A 13,648-nucleotide genomic window follows, 5' to 3' on the forward strand; every position below is an offset into this window, starting at 1 on the left:
TTTCTTTTATCTTTGGGCTTCTTTGAAAATAAGCAAATGGCAAGAATTTTAACAGGAATACAAAGTACGGGCACCCCACATTTAGGAAATATCTTAGGTGCTATCATACCCGCGATAGAAATGGCGCAAGACCCAAAGAACGAATCGTTCTTGTTTATAGCGGATATGCATTCGCTCACCCAGATTAAAAATGCGGAAGAATTACGCAGAAATACCTATGCTATAGCTTCCACTTGGCTTGCTTTTGGACTGGATATTGATCAAACTGTTTTTTATAGACAGAGCGACGTACCGCAGACTACAGAGCTTTCCTGGTACCTAAGTTGTTTTTTTCCGTTTCAGAGGCTCACCTTGGCGCATTCGTTCAAGGACAAAGCAGACCGCTTGGAAGATGTTAACGCTGGATTGTTTACCTACCCTATGTTAATGGCCGCGGATATTCTTTTATACGATGCCAATATTGTACCCGTTGGAAAAGACCAGATGCAGCATCTTGAGATTACTCGTGATGTAGCTTCTCGTTTTCATGCACAACTGGGAGAGACCTTTGTTCTACCCGAAGGTAAGGTTCAAGAAAGCACCATGTACATTCCCGGTACCGATGGAGAGAAAATGAGCAAGAGTAGGGGCAACCTGATCAATCTTTTTCAGACCGATAAAAAACTAAGGAAACAGATCATGGGTATACAGACGGACAGTACGCCTATGGAGGAACCAAAGGACCCGACTAACGACAACGTTTTTGCCTTATATAAAATTTTGGCCGCTCAAGAACAGATTGAAGAAATGAGTGCCAACTACCTTGCAGGAAACTATGGTTATGGCCATGCCAAACAAGCGCTTTACGAAGTTATTATAGATAAGTTTGGTGATGCCCGTGAGAAGTATGAATACTATATGAACAACCTTCAAGAAGTGGACGAAGCCTTGGCCATTGGTGCTGAAAAAGCACGTAAAGTTGCCGATGGTGTTCTTGAAAGGGTACGCGAAAAATTGGGTTATTAAATTTTAACAGAACCGACTCATGAGTCGGTTCTGCTTTTAGAAGGTGATTTTACACTTTACTTTTTAGCCGATTTTTAGAAGTTTTTTATCGATAAAGGTCTATAATACCTGTATTTAGCTAGGGGCTTAAAATTTTACCGACTGCCTGGTCGGTAGTTTTCTATTAGAAATTTATGTTTTTGTTAAATAGCTTCAAACAGTTTTCCAGGTAACGGGCGTATGATTCCTTTCATTTCCATATTTAACAGTGTTGATGAAACTTTAAAAATAGGCAACTGGCATTCCAGAGCAATACTATCTAACAATTGCTTCCCATCTTTTTGCAAATAATTATAAATGGATTGCTCCGTTGGCTCCAGTTCAATAAAGAGTTGTTTTTGAATTGTTGGTGTGGCTTTTTTGACAACGTCCCAACCTAACAAATACACCAAATCCGCTGCCGAAGTTAACATATGAGCCTTCTGCTGTTTTATCAAATTATTACATCCTGAACTATACTTATCTTGTGCTCTTCCCGGTACGGCAAAAACGTCTCGGTTATAACTATTGGCAATATCCGCAGTTACCAAACTACCTCCTTTTTCTGCCGATTCTATAACGACCGTAGCTTCGCTCATCCCGGCAATAACCCGATTTCGTTTTAGAAAATTTTCTCTATCCGGATTGCTTGAGCTTCTAAATTCGGTGTAGAAACCACCATTCTTTTCTACATCCAGAAGGTACTTACTATGTACTTTGGGGTAGATTTGATTGAGCCCGTGCGCCAAGCAGCCAATAGTCTGTAAACCATGTTTCACAGCTGCTTTTTGAGCTGTAATATCAACTCCATACGCAAAACCACTAACTATAATCGGATTCAATGGGGCAATGTCTTCTATGAACTTCTCGCAAAATGCAGTTCCATAACTGGTTATGTTACGCGTACCTACTATACTTATCAGTTTGCGTCCCTCCAAATTAATGTCTCCCCTCTTATAGAGTAAAACCGGACTATCTATACAATGCTTTAAATATGACGGATAATCCGCATCCATGAAATAGGAGAATCCTATATCATTTCGTTTGATATATTCAAACTCATCAACGGCAGCTTCTTGATGTTCCCCATCATAGAGCCCTTGTAAAGCATGTGTGCCTATACCGTCAATTTTCAAAAGATTCTGTCTTTTTTCTTCAAAAACGGCTTGCGCACTTCCACAGTGTGCAATTAATTTTTTCAGGGTTACATCACCAATTTTTGGGGCACCTTGCAGGCGCAAAACCGCAAGCAATTCATCTGTAGTCATTTATAAAGGCATCAAAGTTATCCACAAAATACACAATTTATAATGTTAATAAAAAGTTATGTGGGCTCTGGTATGACCCTTTATTTTTTTCCATATTTGCGTAGAATGGGACTAGAACGCTATATATCTGAATTAATGTATCGCTACAATTGTGTAGTCGTGCCAGGTTTTGGAGCTTTTTTAACAGAGCAGAAATCCGCCGTTATACATGAGAGTACAAATACTTTTTACCCACCTGTAAAAACGGTTTCTTTTAACCAACAGCTGTTGTCAAACGACGGACTTTTGGTTTCTTATGCCGCTGAAACAGAAGGAGTTTCTTTTGAGGAAATGCTAATACAAGTGGGCGAAATCGTTGGCGAATGGAAAGCAGACCTTAAAAAAGGTAATCAGTTAAATTTAGCCGATATTGGTACACTTTGGTACAGTTCAGAAGATAAGATTCAATTTCAGCCTTCGGGTAACGTAAATTACTTGACGTCTTCTTTCGGAATGTCTTCGTTTGTTTCGGCTCCAGTAACCCGCGAAGTTTTAAAAGAAGAAGTCGTACAATTAGAAGAAAAGATTCCTTTTGCCTTCACTCCAGAAAAACGTGAAACCCTAACCCTGCGTCCTTATTTGAAATATGCTGCAGTTGCATTAATTGCATTAACATTGGGAGTTACGGGATTTCAATTTTATAAATCCAACGTTACCAATCAGCAATTAGCTCGTCAGGAAGCTGAACAACAGGTTTCAAAACGTATTCAAGAAGCCACTTTTTTTGATGCACAACCGTTAGAATTACCAACTATTACGCTTAAAACCTCTAAAAAAGAAACAGAAGAAAAAGCTGTGGAACGCATGCACCATATTATTGCAGGAGCATTTAGATACCGCACAAATGCTGATAGAAAAATAGAGGAACTAAAGCAAAAAGGTTTCAACCCATCTTACATAGGCACAAACCCCTTTGGCCTGTATTTGGTTGCTTACGATAGTTTCACTGATTCTAACAGAGCTTTAGATGCACTGCGTGAAATTAAGCTGACCCAAAAAGATGCTTGGTTAAAGTCCGGTCACTAACCCCAGTCCTCACATTTAATCATTTACAAAGAAAAGACGCATTTTACCTTTTTTTAATATCAGCATTTGCTTAGCGCAAAAGCTTATGATATGATGCCCGTTAAAAAAGGTATCTTTGCCCAAAAATTGAAGTATGCAGGCTAAAAATCCCCGTGATTCTAGAACCGTAATGACCGATATGGTACTCCCAAGCGAGACCAACCCCCTCAATAATTTATTTGGAGGAGAGCTTTTAGCTCGTATGGACCGTGCTGCCAGTATTGCTGCACGCCGCCATAGCCGCCGTATTACCGTTACCGCATCTGTAAACCATGTGGCGTTCAATCAATCTGTTCCTGTAGGAAGCGTTCTTACCGTAGAAGCAGCGGTTTCGCGTGCTTTTAGAACCTCTATGGAGGTTTATATTGATGTTTGGATGGAAGACCGTTTCACAGGCGAACGCTCCAAGGCCAACGAGGCTATTTACACTTTTGTGGCAGTAGACGATACCGGAAGACCCACTATAATCCCTCCTTTACAACCAGAAAACGAGCTAGAGCAAGAACGCTTTGAAGGCGCCTTGCGTAGAAAACAGCTCAGTCTAGTATTGGCCGGTAAGATGAAACCTAACGAGGCCACGGAATTAAAGGCCTTATTTACAGAATAACCACTCCTTAGAAATCAAAATTATCTGGGTCAGGTCCGCTGCGCTCTCCTTTATCTAGACCGTCTAGATATGCCACATCGGCTTCCGAAAGTTCAAAGTCAAAGATATCTGCATTAGATTTTATTCTATTCTCATGTACCGATTTTGGAATGGCTACAATACCTTTTTGCAAATTGTACCGTAAGATGAGTTGTGCGGTAGATTTTTGATACTTCTCGGTGAGTTGTTTAAATTCCTCAGATTTGGAATCAAAAACTTCGCCCTGCATAAAAGGCGACCAAGATTCATACTGGATACCTTTAACGTTACAGAAATCAATAAGTGTTTGCTGTACTAAAAACGGATGAAATTCCATTTGGTTGACCATGGGAACAATCTCAGAAGTTTCTAATAAATCCTCCAAATGATGCTGTAAAAAATTACTCACTCCTATAGCCTTAATTTTCTTGTCTTGATAAAGCTTCTCCATGGCTCGCCACGTATCCTTGTATTTTCCGGCAACCGGCCAATGAATTAAATATAAGTCGAGGTAATCCACCCCCAAACGCCCTAAAGTCTCTTCAAAAGCTTTTAAAGTACTTTCATAGCCTTGGTCTGCATTCCAAAGTTTTGATACCAAGAAAACCTCCTCTCTTGCCACATTGCTTTCAACAATACCCTTGCCTACTCCTTCTTCATTTTTGTAAGCCGAAGCCGTATCTATGTGCCTATAACCGGCATTCAACGCATTCCTTACCGCATCAATCACCTCTTGGTCATTATCTGCTTGATACGTACCTAAACCTAGGTATGGCATTGCTACATTGTTACTTAATTTAAAAGTGCCTTGTAAATCTGTTATCTTCTTCATAAAGTTCTTATAATTGGTACACCCACTCTTCCGGATTTAACTTTGAAGTGTTTTGGTGTAAGTAAAATTTTAATTTTGTCTGTCCGTTAGACCGATTGGTATAAATTTCGCCGAGCTCGGTCTTTGCCTCGACTCTATCTCCCTTTTTAACGTATAAGTTGGATAGATTATAGTACGTACTAATAAAGTTACCGTGCTTTAACTGTACGGCTTTATTACCTCCTGGTATAGAAAGAATAGCGATAACCTCTCCTCGAAAAATAGCACGTGCTTTTGAACCTTCGTCCGTTGTAATTACAACACCGTTGCTTTGGTGTTTAATACCAGGGTAAATAGCATCTGCATACACCCCGAAACCTTGACTTTTGAATCCCTTTTCAACCGGCCATATTAATCTGCCCTTGTTTGCCGTAAAGCTATTTGCAACGATTGCTGCCTCTGGGGTTAACAAAAACTTGCTAGGATCATCGCTTTTTTTATCGGCATCTCTATTTGCTGATGCAATGGCTTCACGAATCAATCGCTCAATCTGACGGTCAATTTCCTTAGCCTGATTCTGTTTATCACGAATTTGAGCTGCAAATTTTGTTTCACTTTTACGAATAGTTCCCAATAACGCCTGGTGATCTTCTTTTTCTTGCGTCATGGCCTTCTTAGCTTTCAAGTTCTCCGCGACTAAACGGTCTTTTTCTTTCCGTTGGGCAGTAAGGCCAATGTTCAGCTTACTTAACTCTTCAGTTTTAACCACAATGGTTTCCCCTTGTTTCCGTCTGAATTCGGTGTATTGCTTTATATATTGAATACGTTTGAATGCCTGATAAAAATCATCTGAAGACAAAAGAAACATTAGCTTACTCTGCTGAATTTTGCTTTGATATCCCTTTTGAATCATCATTGCATAATCATCCTTAAGGCTATCTAACTCATCCCTTAAATCTGAAATAGCCTTGATATTGGCATTGATTTTTCTATTGAGGAGGTTTGATTGCCGGTTGGTCACATTAATCAGCTCTTGACGAACCTTGATTTTATTATCCAAAGCTTCCATTTGGTCAATGACGTTCCCTTTTTTCTTCTTTTGATCAAACAACAAATAGTTGATTTGTTCTATCTCTTTCTGCAGTTTTTCCCGCTTGGCTTCAAGCTCTTCCTGCTCTTCGGTCTGAGCAAAAGCAGGGCTCCATCCGGACAAGCAGAATAAAAGAAAAACAACGATGTAGCGCTTTTTACTCGGCATCGTCTTTTAATGTAATTTCTTTAAAACCTTTCGGTATTTTATATGGAAAATTCATCGGTTGGTCAAATTCAATATTCTTATATTCAATATCGACCGTATTTCTGTCATCACCCTCAATAGCAGCAACAGCAATACGTTGTGGAAGAATGTACTTACCAATCTTTTGATAGTCCGTGTAGTTCACCTGCAACAATCGTTTCTTTAAAGGTTGGGATAACTGTTGCGAAGCCATCTTGAAGTTTTTGGGCTCTACTTGAAACATCACCTTAAACAAATCCATTGCTTTTTTCGGTTTCAACTGATAATCACCGTTCACAACGGAAGCGTCATACTTGGCTTCTTTCAGGTCAAAAAGTGCCTGCCCCATTAACAAGTTCTGAACCTGCTCAAAATCTAGCTCAGTGCCCAAAAACTTACTCAGGTAGGCAAAATTACCATCAAAATATTCATTCTGGAGTTTGTTATAAAAAGTAACCCTACCCGGAGTAATATATGCTTTTACCATGCCAAGGGGAGCGCTCATCCAAATAGCTTTATCCTTTTCCATCCTGAGACTTACTGAAACTCCTTGTGAGGATTCGCCATCTGAATAATCAATACGCATTTTACCGCTCAACGTATTGAAATTGGTAGTATTGGCATAGTGATTTTTGACAATTGCTTTCGCCGAAAGACTGCCATCTACCTTTCCATCGGCCAGCACTTTGTTTGATTTACAGGAAAGAAAAAAGGATATTGATACCAGCGCCATAAAGCGCATGGCAATTCGTAAGGGTAACGCCATAATCTTTGTAAAGTTTAAAACCCAGGTTTTATCTTACGAAGATACATATTTGCCTTGACTGAATTGTTAATGGAATTATAAGCATCTGCCAGCTCCTTATAAAATTTGTTGGCTAGTGCTATGTCACCCACCAAATAGTCCAAACCTGTTTCTAACGACTCAATAGCATCACGCGGTTTTGATTTTTTATTGAAGGCGTAGCCCTGAGCATAGTAAAAATAAGGTTGGGACGGATAACTTTCCAATGCCTCTTCCGCCACTTGGTCCAAAGCTAAGTAGTTATTGGTCCGCAGCATACCTTGAATACGTGCCCTGTACTGTTCAAAGGAACCTGATTCTGCTCTATTATTATTTGTCGTAGAGAACGAACTTCTAGTAATTGCAGCTTCTTGTACCTCAATTAAATCATCAATTTTAACGGATAGTATTTGTGTAAAATTAGATTTTGGGGTTTCCGTTAAAATAGCCTTAGCAGCTTTTGCCCTTCCTTTTCTATAGTACACCAACGCCAAGTTTTCTTTGAACTTAGCATTATCAAAAGGCAATTGCGCCCTTAATGGTTCTATAGATTTTTGCTGCTTTTGCAATACTTCTATATATGTATTGGTATACCAAAGGTTATTTGGTTCTGCCAAAAGCGCTGTTAAAGCATATTCTTCAGCAACGGGATATTGCTTTTCCTTTACATACAATTGGGCAAGCTCATGGTCTACTACATAATTGTCCGCATCCAACTGTTTGCAGGCCAACATGAGGTTAATGGCCCTGTCATAATTTTCAATTCCTTTCTGCTTTAAAGCTTCAAAGAATTTCTCTTGAAAATCATCCGAATAATCGTCTAAAAAGATTTCTGAACTTTGATTTTCATCAATCACAGGTGTTTCTTGGGCATAAGTAGACAAGGAGACAAATAAACATCCCCAGAAAAAAACCAATATGATTGGACTCATTCTCATTCTACAAACCCTCCAAAAGCTATTTTACACCTGTGCTTCCAAAACCACCTGCACCTCTTACCGTCTCAGAAAGCTCTTCTACTTCTACCCATTCTGCGCGTTCATGCTTGGCTATAACCAATTGAGCAACACGCTCCCCATTTTCTATGGCAAAACTTTCATTAGATAGATTAACTAAAATCACACCAATTTCTCCACGATAATCAGCATCTACAGTACCGGGCGCGTTAAGAACCGTGATTCCTTTTTTAGCTGCCAGACCACTTCTTGGTCTTACTTGCGCTTCAAACCCCACAGGAAGCTCAATAAACAAGCCCGTTTTGATAATAGCTCTTTCCAAGGGCTGTAAAGTTACGGTTTCAGTAATATTGGCTCTTAAGTCCATTCCTGCAGAAGCTCCAGTTTCGTAATGCGGAAGGCTATGTTGCGACTTGTTGATTATTCTTATTTGCATACTATTTGTTTAAACGTAAAAAATATAGATTTGATTCTGTTGAATGTTAACTTTTCCGTTTTAGAAAGATTTCCTTCAGTTTATCATTTTCTAATTTGTACACCAAACCTAAGAACAACAAAAGTAAAATACTTCCTATAATTAAATTCCTATTGAAAACATAAAACGAAAGCGCAGAGAAAAGAATTGAAAAACCTAGATAGAATAAAATTTTTCTGAAGTTATACGGAACCGGATATCTTGATTTACCCAAATAATACGAAAGTACCATCATGCTGCCATACGCCATAACCGTAGCGATAGCACTGGCCATATAGCCAATATACGGAATGAAAACGTAATTTATAACGATTGTTATAATTGCTCCAAAGACCGATATAAAAGCACCATAGCGCGTCTTGTCCGTAACTTTATACCATACCGACAAATTGTGGTAAATGCCTAAAAAGAAACTTGCCAGCAAAATAATCGGCACCACGGACATGGCCTCCCAATAGGCAGGATTTTTAACGAACAATACTTTTAGAACATCGGCAAAAACTACAACTCCCAATAAAATAACACTTCCCAGAACCACAAAATAATTGGTTATCTGGGCATATGCCTTTTGCGGATTCTCCGTGCCGGCATGGCTAAAAAAGAAAGGCTCAATACCCATACGGAACGCAGTGGAGAACAAAGTCATAAACAATGCCAGCTTTACACAGGCATTGTACATTCCTACTTCCTTGTTGGCAATGTCCTCAGGAAGCAAAGCCTCTAGCATTACCCTATCAAAAACTTCGTTAATGGTAAATGCTACCCCAGCAACTAATACGGGAATCGCATATTTCATCATTTGCTCCCAAAGCTTCTTATCAAAAGTATAGCGACTGATCAAATACGGCTTCAACATTAATAAGAGCGTTACACCACTTGCTACAAGGTTGGCTATGATAATATATGAAATTTGAAAATTAGGCCTGTACAATGCAGACAATAACCCATCAGGATTATCTGCCGCCACACCGGGCAATATCAAAAGGAAGAAAATATTCAGTCCAAAATTGATTACAACGTTCAAAATCTTGACCATCGCATACTTAAGCGGTCTTTCATTGGCACGCAACCATGCAAATGGTATAATGACAAGGGCATCTAACGAAAGAATGAAAATGACGTATTTAATATACTTAGGGTCAATGTTCAGAAGGCTTGCCATTCCATCCTGAAATAATAATGAGAACACCATAAAAACCATAGTAGACCCCAAAATGGACATCAAGGAAGTAGATATTACAGTTTCCTTGTTTTCTGACTTACTATAAAATCTAAAAAATGCAGTTTCCATACCATAGGCCAAAACCACGTTGAACATAGCAAAATACGCAAAAATAACTGCCAACTCGCCATAAATTTCCGGAGGCATAGCATCTGTATGCACCCTCACCAAGAAGAAAGAAATCATTCTAGGCAATACAGTGGCAAGACCGTAGATAGCCGTTTGTTTGAACAATTTTTTAAGCGGATTCAATAGCGAAGTATTTAAATCCAAAAGTACCCATTTAAAGGGATGTAGCAAAGGGAAGTTAAACCCCGAAGACTTTCTTTTTTCTAGCGGCTATTTTTTTCGTCTAAATTGGAGTAGGAAATAGGAAGATTCTGTTGAATACCATTGATTTGGTAGTATTTTACTTTATCCTTTTGCATATAACTTATAACCGCTTGGGTTTCGGTCAGCTCAAAAGGAAACTCTTCAGAACTTTGGACTTTTCCAAACTCGGATATCCCAATGATGCCCTTATCGGTAACTTCAATAGAAATAGGTGCCATTTTTCCATTATAGTAGATATTCTTTAGATCGGCATTATCGTTGTCTAAACTAAGAACGGAAACCACTAACTCGTAACCATCCTCCTCCATTGGTTCACCAACGGACCACTTTTGAGCATAAGTTTCACCTAAACTAAAAGGCGCCATAGTTTCCAGTTTCTTTGTAGGCCCACAACCCGAAAGAATTACCAAGCTTAATCCTAAAATATAGATATATTTTTTCATGATAGTCCTCTAATTATATTTGGCAATACATACGCGTAAAGCATGCGCAAAGACTATCCTAAAAAAAGAAACCCCACATTTCTGTGGGGTTTCTTATCCTATAAGTATCTACATTGACTAGGTCAAAGCTGATATATTGTATTAATTGTTCAATGCTTCCGCACCACCAACAATCTCCAAGATTTCGTTGGTAATTGCAGCTTGTCTTGCTTGGTTATAAGACAACTTCAATTGATCTCTTAAATCTGTTGCATTATCCGTTGCTTTATGCATAGCGGTCATACGTGCACCGTGCTCACTGGCAAAAGAATCACGGATACCTTTGTACAACTGCGTTTTCAAAGACTTAGGAATCAGTTGCTCAATGATTTCTATTTTTGAAGGTTCAAAAACGTAATCATTACTCAAATTGTCTGCCCCTTCAACCGGAACAATTGGTAAAAACTGCTCGGTCATTATAATCTGTGTTGCCGCATTCTTGAACTTGTTATACACAATATCAATACGATCATAGTTCCCTAAGGTGAATTGCTCCATTAAATCTTCGGCTATAGCAGATACGCTATCAAAATTTAAATCGTCATAAATATCACTATGATTGGCAATAACATTTGACCTTTTTACCAAGAAGTCATTGGCTTTCTTACCTATCGCAACAAAATCTACCTGCTTACCAGCATACTTCTCATTAATTAAAACAGTACACTGTTTCAAGATATTAGAGTTAAAAGCACCTGCCAAACCTCTGTTTGAAGTTATGGCAACCACCAAGACTTTATTTACCTCTCTTTTCTCAGCATATACACTACCAGAATCCGAATCCAAGCTTGCACTTAGCCCCTGTAACAACTCAGTAAGCTTATCGGCATAAGGTCGCATTGCAGTAATGGCATCTTGTGCTTTCTTCAACTTTGCAGCAGACACCATTTTCATGGCACTGGTAATCTGCATGGTTGATGATACCGATGCTATTCTGTTTCGTATTTCCTTTAAGTTCGCCATTCTTTAAATAGTATTTAGCATTTAGCAGTTTGTAGTTCGTACCCTCGGCTTTACACCTGTACCAATTACTTTGTAATTAATACTCGAGTACTTAATACTCCTTACTAGTTTCTATATTTACCTGAAAGGTCTTTTGCTACAGCAGTCAAAACATCTGTTACCTCATCGGTAAGTTTACCTGACTTTAATGTATCCAATACGTCTCTGTGCTTCGCATTCAAGAACTCTAAGTAATCTCTTTCGAATTCCTTTATCTTCTCTACTGGTACGTCACGTAACAAGTTCTTAGAACCTGCGTAAATAATCGCAACCTGATCTTCTACAGTATAAGGATCGTTTTGCGCTTGCTTTAGAATCTCTACGTTACGACGTCCTTTTTCAATAACATTCAATGTAGCAGCATCCAAATCAGAACCGAACTTAGCAAAAGCTTCCAATTCACGGAACTGCGCTTGATCCAATTTTAAAGTACCAGATACTTTTTTCATGGATTTAATCTGAGCGTTACCACCTACACGAGATACTGAAATACCCACGTTAATTGCTGGTCTTACCCCTTGGTTGAAAAGATCTTGCTCCAAGAAAATCTGTCCGTCTGTAATAGAAATAACATTCGTAGGAATATATGCAGAAACATCACCTGCTTGCGTCTCAATAATAGGAAGTGCAGTTAAAGAACCACCACCTTTTACCATAGGCTTCAATACGTCTGGTAAATCGTTCATGTTCTTTGCAATATTATCATCGTTGATAACCTTTGCTGCACGCTCTAACAATCTTGAGTGCAAGAAGAAAACATCCCCTGGGTATGCCTCACGTCCCGGTGGTCTTCTCAAAAGAAGAGATACCTCACGATACGCAACCGCTTGTTTTGACAAATCATCATAAATAATCAAAGCTGGACGACCTGTATCTCTGAAATACTCACCGATTGATGCACCCGTAAATGGAGCATACACCTGCATTGCTGCAGGATCGGAAGCATTAGCAGCAACGATAGTCGTATATGCCATTGCACCTTTATCTTCCAAAGTCTGTGCAATTGCAGCAACAGTAGAAGCTTTCTGGCCAATAGCAACATATATACAATATACTGGCTCACCAGCATCGTAAAATTCTTTTTGGTTCAAAATGGTATCGATACAAACGGTAGTCTTACCTGTTTGACGGTCACCAATTACAAGCTCCCTTTGACCACGGCCAACAGGAATCATTGCATCAATAGCCTTAATACCAGATTGCATTGGCTCGGTTACCGGCTCTCTAAAGATAACACCTGGCGCTTTACGCTCTAATGGCATCTCATATGTATCACCGGAAATAGGTCCTTTACCATCTATTGGGTTACCCAAGGTATCTACCACACGACCAACGATGCCTTCACCAACTTTAATGGAAGCAATTCGTTCTGAACGTTTCACTGTAGCACCTTCTACAATAGTTTTGGAATGTCCTAAAAGAACCACACCAACGTTATCATCTTCAAGGTTAAGAACGATACCCTCAAGGCCTCCTTCGAATTCTACCAATTCTCCGTATTGGACGTTTGATAAACCGTAGACTCTGGCGATACCATCACCAACCTGCAGTACTGTTCCCACCTCGTCTAATGTAGCGGTGGCTTCAAATCCTGATAATTGTTCCTTTAAAATTGCTGATACCTCAGCGGCTTTTACTCCTGCCATTGTTTTAGATATAAAGACGAAAAGATGAAAGACACAAGACTTTTATCGAATCGTTATTGATATTATAAACTACTTGTAAACTCTCTTTTAATTGTATTCAATTTGTTTGAAATGCTGGCATCATATTGCAAATCGCCAACACGTAAAACAAACCCACCAATAATGCTTTCATCTATTTTATTCTGAATAGTTACCGCATTACCTGTTATCTGAGCTATTTGCTTCAGCACTTTTTTCTCAAGGTCTGCGCTCAATGGCACTGCAGTAGTAACGTAAGCTACACCTTCACCTTTTAAATCTTCATTTAGAATGATATATTTTAAAGCAACTTCGTTTAAAATAGATATTCTTTTGTTTGAAACAAGTGTGTTGATCATACCTAAAGTAACCTGATCGCTACCTTTAAATACAGCAGTCAAAGCTTTCTTTTTGGTTTCCCCGTTAACTACTGGGCTAGCCAACATGGCCCTCAACTCTTTACTATCGGCAATAGTTGCCACAACAGAACGCATGTCTTTTTCAACTGCACTCGTAGCTTTGTTTTGTACCGCTAGGTCCAAAACTGCTTTTGCGTAACGTATTGCTGCTCTAGAATCGCTCATTTTTTATCTTGTTTTATTGTCTTGCTATCCGAAATTCAT

The 13,648-nt window shown here is 39.1% G+C and carries 14 protein-coding genes; 3 read left to right on the plus strand and 11 right to left on the minus strand.

Going from position 1 to position 13,648, the window contains the following annotated elements:
- The first annotated feature begins 36 nt into the window (after window positions 1-36).
- On the plus strand, window positions 37-1,005 hold the full coding sequence (gene trpS, locus IWC72_RS05750; protein ID WP_194529124.1) for a tryptophan--tRNA ligase: 969 nt from the start codon (window positions 37-39) through the stop codon (window positions 1,003-1,005).
- 182 nt (window positions 1,006-1,187) lie between these two features.
- Here the strand turns inward: trpS and dprA are convergent, their stop codons facing one another.
- Entirely contained in the window at window positions 1,188-2,291 is a 1,104-nt protein-coding gene (gene dprA, locus IWC72_RS05755) for a DNA-processing protein DprA (protein ID WP_194529125.1), read from the minus strand.
- A gap of 42 nt (window positions 2,292-2,333) precedes the next feature.
- On the opposite strand from dprA, the gene IWC72_RS05760 reads away from it, so the two are divergent.
- Both IWC72_RS05760 and IWC72_RS05765 read left to right on the plus strand, forming a co-directional pair.
- Window positions 2,334-3,356: an HU domain-containing protein gene (locus IWC72_RS05760; RefSeq protein WP_317171391.1), complete on the plus strand. Its 1,023-nt coding sequence runs from the start codon at window positions 2,334-2,336 to the stop codon at window positions 3,354-3,356.
- A 133-nt stretch (window positions 3,357-3,489) separates the two neighbouring features.
- Complete coding sequence (locus IWC72_RS05765) at window positions 3,490-4,002, plus strand: acyl-CoA thioesterase (protein ID WP_194529126.1); 513 nt, start codon at window positions 3,490-3,492, stop codon at window positions 4,000-4,002.
- 7 nt (window positions 4,003-4,009) lie between these two features.
- Here the strand turns inward: IWC72_RS05765 and IWC72_RS05770 are convergent, their stop codons facing one another.
- The 10 genes from IWC72_RS05770 to atpH form a co-directional block, all read right to left on the minus strand.
- A complete protein-coding gene (locus IWC72_RS05770) occupies window positions 4,010-4,852 on the minus strand; it encodes an aldo/keto reductase (protein ID WP_194529127.1) in 843 nt (280 codons plus the stop codon).
- 7 nt (window positions 4,853-4,859) lie between these two features.
- On the minus strand, window positions 4,860-6,089 hold the full coding sequence (locus IWC72_RS05775; protein ID WP_194529128.1) for a murein hydrolase activator EnvC family protein: 1,230 nt from the start codon (window positions 6,087-6,089) through the stop codon (window positions 4,860-4,862).
- On the minus strand, window positions 6,079-6,873 hold the full coding sequence (locus tag IWC72_RS05780) for a DUF4292 domain-containing protein (protein ID WP_194529129.1): 795 nt from the start codon (window positions 6,871-6,873) through the stop codon (window positions 6,079-6,081). The genes IWC72_RS05775 and IWC72_RS05780 overlap by 11 nt, the downstream gene beginning before the upstream one ends.
- A 14-nt stretch (window positions 6,874-6,887) precedes the next feature.
- Complete coding sequence (locus IWC72_RS05785) at window positions 6,888-7,823, minus strand: tetratricopeptide repeat protein (RefSeq protein ID WP_194529130.1); 936 nt, start codon at window positions 7,821-7,823, stop codon at window positions 6,888-6,890.
- A 25-nt stretch (window positions 7,824-7,848) separates the two neighbouring features.
- Entirely contained in the window at window positions 7,849-8,283 is a 435-nt protein-coding gene (gene dut / locus IWC72_RS05790; protein ID WP_194529131.1) for a dUTP diphosphatase, read from the minus strand.
- Window positions 8,284-8,329: 46 nt separating this feature from the next.
- The gene (locus IWC72_RS05795; RefSeq protein ID WP_194531090.1) at window positions 8,330-9,796 is read right to left on the minus strand and encodes a lipopolysaccharide biosynthesis protein; all 1,467 of its coding nucleotides are present in this window, start codon (window positions 9,794-9,796) and stop codon (window positions 8,330-8,332) included.
- Between the two features lie 80 nt (window positions 9,797-9,876).
- Window positions 9,877-10,320: a hypothetical protein gene (locus tag IWC72_RS05800; protein ID WP_194525272.1), complete on the minus strand. Its 444-nt coding sequence runs from the start codon at window positions 10,318-10,320 to the stop codon at window positions 9,877-9,879.
- Window positions 10,321-10,461: 141 nt separating this feature from the next.
- A complete protein-coding gene (gene atpG / locus IWC72_RS05805; RefSeq protein WP_194525273.1) occupies window positions 10,462-11,322 on the minus strand; it encodes an ATP synthase F1 subunit gamma in 861 nt (286 codons plus the stop codon).
- A gap of 104 nt (window positions 11,323-11,426) precedes the next feature.
- Entirely contained in the window at window positions 11,427-13,007 is a 1,581-nt protein-coding gene (gene atpA, locus IWC72_RS05810; RefSeq protein WP_194525274.1) for a F0F1 ATP synthase subunit alpha, read from the minus strand.
- A gap of 62 nt (window positions 13,008-13,069) precedes the next feature.
- Entirely contained in the window at window positions 13,070-13,609 is a 540-nt protein-coding gene (atpH, locus tag IWC72_RS05815) for an ATP synthase F1 subunit delta (protein WP_194525275.1), read from the minus strand.
- Window positions 13,610-13,648: the final 39 nt, after the last annotated feature.

Origin of the sequence: Zobellia roscoffensis (assembly GCF_015330165.1) — a bacterium.
GTDB classification, from domain to species: Bacteria; Bacteroidota; Bacteroidia; order Flavobacteriales; family Flavobacteriaceae; genus Zobellia; species Zobellia roscoffensis.

Coding starts and splice junctions, on each gene's coding strand:
- trpS (WP_194529124.1), top strand. CDS start 37: ATGGCAAGAATTTTAACAGGAATACAAAGTACGGGCACCCCACATTTA.
- dprA (WP_194529125.1), bottom strand. CDS start 2,291: ATGACTACAGATGAATTGCTTGCGGTTTTGCGCCTGCAAGGTGCCCCA.
- IWC72_RS05760 (WP_317171391.1), top strand. CDS start 2,334: ATGTTAATAAAAAGTTATGTGGGCTCTGGTATGACCCTTTATTTTTTT.
- IWC72_RS05765 (WP_194529126.1), top strand. CDS start 3,490: ATGCAGGCTAAAAATCCCCGTGATTCTAGAACCGTAATGACCGATATG.
- IWC72_RS05770 (WP_194529127.1), bottom strand. CDS start 4,852: ATGAAGAAGATAACAGATTTACAAGGCACTTTTAAATTAAGTAACAAT.
- IWC72_RS05775 (WP_194529128.1), bottom strand. CDS start 6,089: ATGCCGAGTAAAAAGCGCTACATCGTTGTTTTTCTTTTATTCTGCTTG.
- IWC72_RS05780 (WP_194529129.1), bottom strand. CDS start 6,873: ATGGCGTTACCCTTACGAATTGCCATGCGCTTTATGGCGCTGGTATCA.
- IWC72_RS05785 (WP_194529130.1), bottom strand. CDS start 7,823: ATGAGTCCAATCATATTGGTTTTTTTCTGGGGATGTTTATTTGTCTCC.
- dut (WP_194529131.1), bottom strand. CDS start 8,283: ATGCAAATAAGAATAATCAACAAGTCGCAACATAGCCTTCCGCATTAC.
- IWC72_RS05800 (WP_194525272.1), bottom strand. CDS start 10,320: ATGAAAAAATATATCTATATTTTAGGATTAAGCTTGGTAATTCTTTCG.
- atpG (WP_194525273.1), bottom strand. CDS start 11,322: ATGGCGAACTTAAAGGAAATACGAAACAGAATAGCATCGGTATCATCA.
- atpA (WP_194525274.1), bottom strand. CDS start 13,007: ATGGCAGGAGTAAAAGCCGCTGAGGTATCAGCAATTTTAAAGGAACAA.
- atpH (WP_194525275.1), bottom strand. CDS start 13,609: ATGAGCGATTCTAGAGCAGCAATACGTTACGCAAAAGCAGTTTTGGAC.